Source organism: Leucobacter chromiiresistens, assembly GCF_001477055.1.
Taxonomy (GTDB): domain Bacteria; phylum Actinomycetota; class Actinomycetes; order Actinomycetales; family Microbacteriaceae; genus Leucobacter; species Leucobacter chromiiresistens_A.
The window spans coordinates 1-6,856 of sequence record NZ_LDRK01000079.1; the positions used below are offsets into that span (position 1 = coordinate 1).

Consider the following 6,856-nt stretch of genomic DNA (forward strand, 5'->3'; position numbering starts at 1 on the left):
ATCTCACCCCCGGCGCAACCCCCGGCGCAACCCCCACCGCGTCCGCCGACAGCGGATTTCCGCTCGGAACCTTGCCCTCATCGGGTGTTCCGCGGCGCGGGCGGGCGCGCGCGCGAGGGTGCCCGGGTCGCATCTTCAGGCGGTAGCGAATACCCTAAGAGATCTGACGTGCAGGGGACGGGGGTGTCCGGCCCCCTTCACGCATGCCCGAGCGCGGATTTCGCTCCCGGGAGTCGACCGAAACGGATCCGAATGTCCCAGACCCCCCGCGTGGAACCGCACGATGTGCAGGCGTCCCCGGTTCCGGCTGCGGGCGGCCGTCGAGGGGAGGGCGCCGCGCACGCGAAGGCGATCCTCTTCGGCGAGCACGCCGTCGTCTACGGCGCTCCCGCGATCGCCATCCCCGTCGACAGCCTGACGGCGCAGGCGACGATCGAGCGCGGTGGCCCGGCGGGGCTGCGGATCGTCAGCTCCCTCTACACGGGCCCCGTCGACGGCGCGCCCGCGCGGCTCACCCCTGTGGTGACGGCGATCCGCGCCTCGCTGGAGCGCGCCGGCCTCGGAGAGCTCGCACGCGGCGAGGCGGGCGCCGACGGCGCGCTCGTCACCATCGCGAGCTCCATCCCGCACGAGCGCGGCCTCGGATCGAGCGCGGCGGTCGCGGCGGCGATCGCGCGCGCGGCGTTCGACCTCGCCGGCGCGGAGCTCGACGGCGAGACGCTGTTCGACCTGGTGCAGACGGCCGAGCGCGTGGCGCACGGCAAGCCGAGCGGCATCGACGCCCGCACCGTGGCGGCGACGGGCGCGATCCGGTTCACCCGGGGAGCGGTTGCGCCGATCCGCATCGGGGCGCCCCTGATTCTGGCGTTCGCAGACACCGGACACCCGGGCTCGACGGCGCAGGCGGTGGGCTCGGTGCAGGCGCTCCGCGAGCGCGAGCCCGCATCCACCGACGCCCTGCTCTCCCGGCTGGCCGAGATCGCGGAGCACTCGATCGAGGATCTCGCCGCGGGCGACCGCGCCGCGGTCGGCGCTGCGATGAGCGAAGCGCACGCGATCCTGCACCGCGTGGGGGTCAGCTCGGATCACCTCGACGCCATCGTGGCCGCCGCCTGCGCTGCGGGCGCGAGCGGGGCGAAGCTCACGGGCGGGGGGCTCGGCGGCTGCGTCATCGCGGTCGCGAGCTCGACGGCGCACGCCGAGCAGATCGGCGCCGCCATGCGCGACGCCGGCGCCGAACGCACCTGGACAGTGGAGGTTCCCGCCGCATGACGACCGCAACCGCTCGGGCGTTCCCGAACATCGCCCTCGTGAAGTACTGGGGCAAGCAGGACGAGGATCTCATCCTGCCCGTCGCGGGCAGCCTGTCGCTGACGCTCGACGCGTTTCCCACCACCACCACCGTCGCGCTCGATGCGGGCGCCCGCTCCGACGCGTTCGCGCTGAACGGCGCCGAGGCGAGCAGCGATGCGACCCGGCGCGTCACCCGGTTCCTCGACCGGGTGCGCGAGCTCGCGGGTTCGGAGGCCCGCGCCGTCGTCACCTCCACCAATGAGGCCCCGACGGGTGCGGGCCTGGCGTCGTCGGCGTCGGGGTTCGCGGCGCTCGCGACCGCGGCGGCCGCAGCGTACGGGCTCGACCTGGATCGCCGCGACCTCAGCCGTCTGGCGCGCCGCGGGTCGGGCTCGGCGTCGCGCAGCCTCGTCGACGGCCTCGCCGTCTGGCATGCGGGCGACGACGCGCACTCGTACGCGGAGGGGGTCTCGGGCCCCGACATGCGGATGGTGATCGTCACCGTCGACACGGCGCAGAAGGCGGTGTCGAGCCGCGCCGCGATGCGCCGCTCCGCGCTCACGTCCCCCTTCTTCCCCGCCTGGATCTCGTCGACCGAGGAGTCGCTCGCCGCGATGCTCGAGGCCTGCGCGGCCGACGACTTCACGCGGGTGGGCCGCATCACGGAGACGCATGCGCTGCGCATGCACGCGGTGATCCAGTCGTGCGATCCGCCGATCCGGTATCTCGCCCCGACGAGCGTCGCCGTCTTCGACGCGGTCGCCGCGCTGCGCGATCAGGGGCTCGAGGCGTATGCGACGGCCGACGCGGGGCCGAACGTCGCCGTGATCGTGCGGCCGGATCAGGCCGAGGATCTGCGCGACGCGCTGCAGGGCTTCGGCTCGGTGCGGCTCGTCGGCGCGGGCGCCGGCGCGCAGCTGGTCGCCCCCGACTCGGCGGCCCCGATGGGGGCGTCCGCATGATCGAGCAGCGCGCGCCGGGCAAGCTCTACATCGCCGGCGAGTACGCCGTCGTCGATCCGGGGCAGCCCGCCGTCATCGTCGCGGTCGACCGGTACATCACGGTGCAGCTGAGCGAGGGATCGCAGGTCGGCCGCGTGCGCTCGAGCGCGTACGGCCGCTCGCCCCTGGTGTGGGTGCGCGACGACGCGAGCGACCGCATCGTGCTCGAGCACCAGCCCTACGACTACGTGTTCGCCGCGATCACCGCGGTCGAGCAGCTGCGCTCGGAGCGCAGCCTGCCCCCGCGCTACTACGATCTCGACATCAGCAGCGAGCTCGACGACGTGAGCGGGCGCAAGTTCGGCCTCGGCTCGTCGGCGGCGGTGACGGTCGCGGTCGTCGCCGCGCTCGACGAGTTCTACGGTCTCGGCCTCGGCGAGGTGGAGCGCTTCAAGCTCGCCCTGCTCGCCACCATCGAGGTCGCCCCGACGGCGTCGGGCGGCGACCTGGCGGCGAGCACGTTCGGCGGTTGGATCCGCTACGCCTCGCCCGACCGCGGCGCGCTGCGCGCGCACCGGGCCGCGCACGGCGTGTCTGCGACGCTCTCCGCGGGGCAGGAGTGGGCGGGGAGCGGCGTCACGCGCCTCGCGCATCCCGATGCGCTGCAGCTGCTCGTGGGCTGGACGGGCTCCCCGGCATCGACCGAGCGCCTCGTGGAGCAGGTGCGCACCTCCGAGAGCCGCACGCCGCTGCAGCCGTATCCGACGTTCGTCGCCGACAGCCGCGCCTGCGTCGACGCGCTGGTGGAGGCGTTCGCCCGCGGCGGCGCGGGGGCTCCGGAGGTGCTCGGGCGGGCGCGCCGGGTGCTGCAGCGCCTGGGCGCGTCGTCGGGCATCACGATCGAGACGCCGCAGCTGCGGGATCTCTGCGATATCGCGGAGCGCCACGGTGCGGGCGGCAAGCCCTCGGGCGCGGGCGGCGGCGACTGCGGCGTCGTGCTCGCGGATGCGGATCTCGCGACCGAACCGATTCTGCGCGAGTGGGAGGCCAACGACATCCGCCGCCTCAGCCTCGCCCCGCACCCCGCGTCGGGAGGCGTCGATGCGTTCTGAGACCGCCCCGCAGGGGATCGACGGCAGTCGCGCCGCGCGCAAGGACGAGCACGTCGACCTCGCGCTCGGCCAGCAGGGCGACGCCGGGCGCAACGAGTTCGACGACCTCGACTTCGTGCACCAGGCGCTCGACGGCGTCGACGCCGAGCGCGTCGATCTCGGCGTCGGCATCGCCTTCGGCGCCGGGCCGCAGCACGCCGCCGGCCGGTGGCGCTGGGAGACGCCCTTCTACGTCAACGGCATGACGGGCGGCACCGAGCGCACGACCCGCATCAACCGCGAGCTCGCCATCGCCGCGCGCGAGACCGGGCTGCCGATGGCGTGCGGCTCGGTATCGGTCGCGCTCGACGAACCCGACGCCGCGCGCGGCTTCTCGGTGATCCGCGAGGAGAACCCCGACGGCTTCGTCATGGCGAACCTCGGGGTGGGCCGCCCCGCCTCCGACGCGCCCCGGGCGGTCGAGCTGCTCGGGGCGAACGCCCTGCAGGTGCACGTGAACGCGGTGCAGGAGACGGCGATGCCCGAAGGGTCGCGCGACTTCTCGTCGTGGATCGCGTCGATCGAGCAGCTCGCCGCCGCGTCGCCCGTTCCCGTGATCGTCAAGGAGGTCGGATTCGGCCTCAGCCGCAGCGCGCTGCGGCACCTCTCCGAGATCGGCGTCGGCATCGCCGACGTCGGCGGCCGCGGCGGCACCGACTTCCTGAAGATCGAGAACGCCCGGCGCCCGGCCGGCGAGTATGCGATGCTCGCCGGGTTCGGCCAGTCGGCGCTCGCGAGCCTCCTCGACGCCCCGCAGGGCGCCCCCGCGCTGCTCGCCTCCGGCGGGGTGCGCTCCCCGTTCGACGTGGTGAAGGCGCTGGCGGCCGGAGCCCAGGCCGTCGGCGTCGCGGGCGCGTTCCTCGCGGCGATCGGCCGCGACGGCGAGCCCGGCGGCGCCGAGCGCCTCGTCGCGCTCGTGAACGACTGGAAGCTGCGCACCCGCGCGGTCTACGCACTGCTCGGGGCGGCGACGCGAGACGATCTGCTCGCGACCGACCTCATCCTGCGCGGGCGGCTGCGGGAATTCTGCGCCGACCGCGGCGTTGACCTCAGTGCACTCGCTCTCCGATCGGAGGCGCCGCGCCCATGACCCGCCCGCGCACGCACCGCCACCGCCAGCGCCTCCGCTGCATCGCGCCGCCCCGCATCTGCGGCGCCGCGCCGACCCCCACCCCGCACGCACGCACTCACTCACGAAGGAAGCCATGAGCGTTCCCGAACACGCCCACCGCGAGACCGTCACCGAGATCCCGACCAGCTGGGTCGGCCCCATCAGGATCACCGGCACCTCGGTCTCCGGTGAGATCTCGGTGCCCCTCGCCACGTACGAGACGCCGCTCTGGCCCTCGGTCGGCCGCGGTGCGCGCGTCTCCCGCGCCGTGGAGGGCGGCATCCGCACCGTCGTCACGGGCGAGCGCATGACCCGCTCCGTGCTGTTCACCGCGCGCGGCGCCGTCGGCGCGCAGATCGCCGCGCAGACCATCGAGGCGCGCTTCGGCGAGCTGCAGGAGGTCGTGACGGGCGGCAGCCGCCACGCGAAGCTGCTCGAGGCGCACCCCGAGATCGTCGGCAACCTGCTCTTCGTGCGCTTCGCCTTCACCACCGGCGACGCGTCGGGCCACAACATGGTCACGAACGCCGCCGACGCGCTGATGGAGCGCATCCTGTCGTGGGGGCTCGAACTCGAATACGGCTCCATCTCGGGCAACTACTGCTCCGACAAGAAGGCGACCGCCGTCAACGGGATCCTGGGGCGCGGCCGCAGCGTGGTCGCGGAGATCCTGATCCCGCACGAGCTCGTGGCCAGCGGGCTGCGCACCGACGCCCAGCGGGTCACCGACATGGTGGTGCGCAAGAACCTCGTGGGCAGCACCATCGCCGGAGCGATCCGCTCGGCGAACGCGCACTACGCCAACATGCTGCTCGGCTTCTACCTCGCCACGGGGCAGGACGCCGCGAACATCGTCGAGGGATCGCAGGGGATCACCTACGCCGAGAACCGGGAGGAGGGCCTGTACTTCTCGTGCACCGTGCCCCACCTCATCGTCGGCACCGTCGGCAACGGCAAGCACCTGCCTCACATCGAGGAGGCGCTGACCCGGATCGGCTGCCGCGAGGACCGCGAACCGGGCGAGAACGCGCGCCGGCTCGCCGAGCTCATGGCGGCGACCGTGCTCTGCGGCGAGCTCTCGCTCATCGCGGCGCAGACCAACCCGGGCGAACTCATGGCCGCGCACCTGCGCATCGAGCGGAAGGAGACGCCGAACGCATGACCTCGATCGGCATTCACGACATCGAACTGGCGAGCACGCACCACCTGCTCGACCTCGGCACGCTGGCCGAGACCACGGGCGTCGACCCGGCGAAGTACCGCATCGGCCTCGGGCAGGACGAGTTCAGCGTTCCCGCGGCCGACGAGGACATCGTCACGATGGGCGCCACCGCGGCCCTCGCGCTGCTCGACCGCAACGGACTCGACGGCGTGCGCACGCTGCTCTTCGCCACCGAGTCGGGCCTCGACCACTCGAAGGCGGCCGGCGTGTTCGTGCACAAGCTGCTCGGCCTCCCGCCGCAGGTGCGCGTCGCCGAGATCAAGCAGGCCTGCTACGGCGGCACCGCCGCGATCCAGGCGGCGGTCGGCATCGTGCAGCGCAATCCGGACGAGCGCGTGCTCGTGATCGCGAGCGACATCGCCCGGTACGCGCTCGACTCGCCGGGAGAGCCGACGCAGGGCGCGGGTGCTGCCGCGATCCTCATCGCCGCCGACCCCGCGCTCATCGAGATCGAACCCGCATCGGGGCTCTTCTCCGCCGATGTCGACGACTTCTGGCGCCCCAACGACTCGTCGACCGCGATCGTCGACGGCGCCCTGTCGATCTCGGCGTACCTCGACGCCATGACCGGCGCCTGGGACGATCTCGCGGCGCACGGCGGGCCCGCGATCACCGACATCGACCGTCTCGTCTACCACCAGCCGTACACGAAGATGGCGCGCAAGGCGCAGGCCCGCCTCGGTGAGCACACCGGCGTCGACCTCGGCGACGACGGCCTCGTGCCGGGTGCGATCTACAATCGCCGGCTCGGCAACGCGTACACGGCGTCGCTGTACGCGGGCGTCGCCTCCGTGCTCGACCACGAGCCCGACCTCGTCGGCAAGCGCCTCGGCATGTTCAGCTACGGCTCGGGCAGCGTGAGCGAGTTCTTGACCGGCATCGTGCAGCCCGCCGCGGCGTCGCGGGGCGACCGCTTCACGTCGGTGCTCGACGCGCGGGTGCCGCTGAGCGTGCCCGAGTACCGCGAGCTGCACGCCCGCGAACTGCCGAGCAGCACCGACGTCGAGACGCCGCGCGTCACGGAGGCGCCCTTCCGCTTCGCCGGAATCTCGGGCAGCGCCCGCCGGTACGAGCGCCGCTAGGCTGCGCGCGGGCGCACGCCCGGCCCGCCCCGGGCCCGCCCGGCCCGCCGGGCCCG

At 73.7% G+C, this 6,856-nt stretch carries 6 protein-coding genes; all 6 read left to right on the forward strand.

All coding sequences use genetic code 11. The annotated features are described in order from the left end of the window. The first annotated feature begins 252 nt into the window (after positions 1-252). The 6 genes from mvk to NS354_RS10185 all read left to right on the forward strand — a co-directional run bounded on the left by mvk (position 253) and on the right by NS354_RS10185 (position 6,800). Positions 253-1,272 carry a mevalonate kinase gene (gene mvk / locus NS354_RS10160; protein WP_058594386.1) on the forward strand — a complete coding sequence of 340 codons (1,020 nt, stop codon included), beginning with the start codon at positions 253-255 and terminating at the stop codon, positions 1,270-1,272. Next, the gene (gene mvaD / locus NS354_RS10165; protein WP_058594387.1) at positions 1,269-2,255 is read left to right on the forward strand and encodes a diphosphomevalonate decarboxylase; all 987 of its coding nucleotides are present in this window, start codon (positions 1,269-1,271) and stop codon (positions 2,253-2,255) included. Before mvk ends, mvaD begins: the two co-directional genes overlap by 4 nt. Continuing rightward, positions 2,252-3,346, forward strand: a complete 1,095-nt coding sequence (locus tag NS354_RS10170; RefSeq protein WP_058594388.1) for a phosphomevalonate kinase — start codon at positions 2,252-2,254, stop codon at positions 3,344-3,346. Before mvaD ends, NS354_RS10170 begins: the two co-directional genes overlap by 4 nt. Beyond that, positions 3,336-4,475 (forward strand): type 2 isopentenyl-diphosphate Delta-isomerase, encoded by a 1,140-nt coding sequence (fni, locus tag NS354_RS10175; protein WP_058594389.1) that lies wholly within the window; start codon positions 3,336-3,338, stop codon positions 4,473-4,475. Before NS354_RS10170 ends, fni begins: the two co-directional genes overlap by 11 nt. 115 nt (positions 4,476-4,590) lie before the next feature. Further along, positions 4,591-5,658: a hydroxymethylglutaryl-CoA reductase gene (locus NS354_RS10180; protein ID WP_058594390.1), complete on the forward strand. Its 1,068-nt coding sequence runs from the start codon at positions 4,591-4,593 to the stop codon at positions 5,656-5,658. Beyond that, on the forward strand, positions 5,655-6,800 hold the full coding sequence (locus NS354_RS10185; RefSeq protein ID WP_058594391.1) for a hydroxymethylglutaryl-CoA synthase: 1,146 nt from the start codon (positions 5,655-5,657) through the stop codon (positions 6,798-6,800). The genes NS354_RS10180 and NS354_RS10185 overlap by 4 nt, the downstream gene beginning before the upstream one ends. The last annotated feature ends 56 nt before the right edge of the window (positions 6,801-6,856 follow it).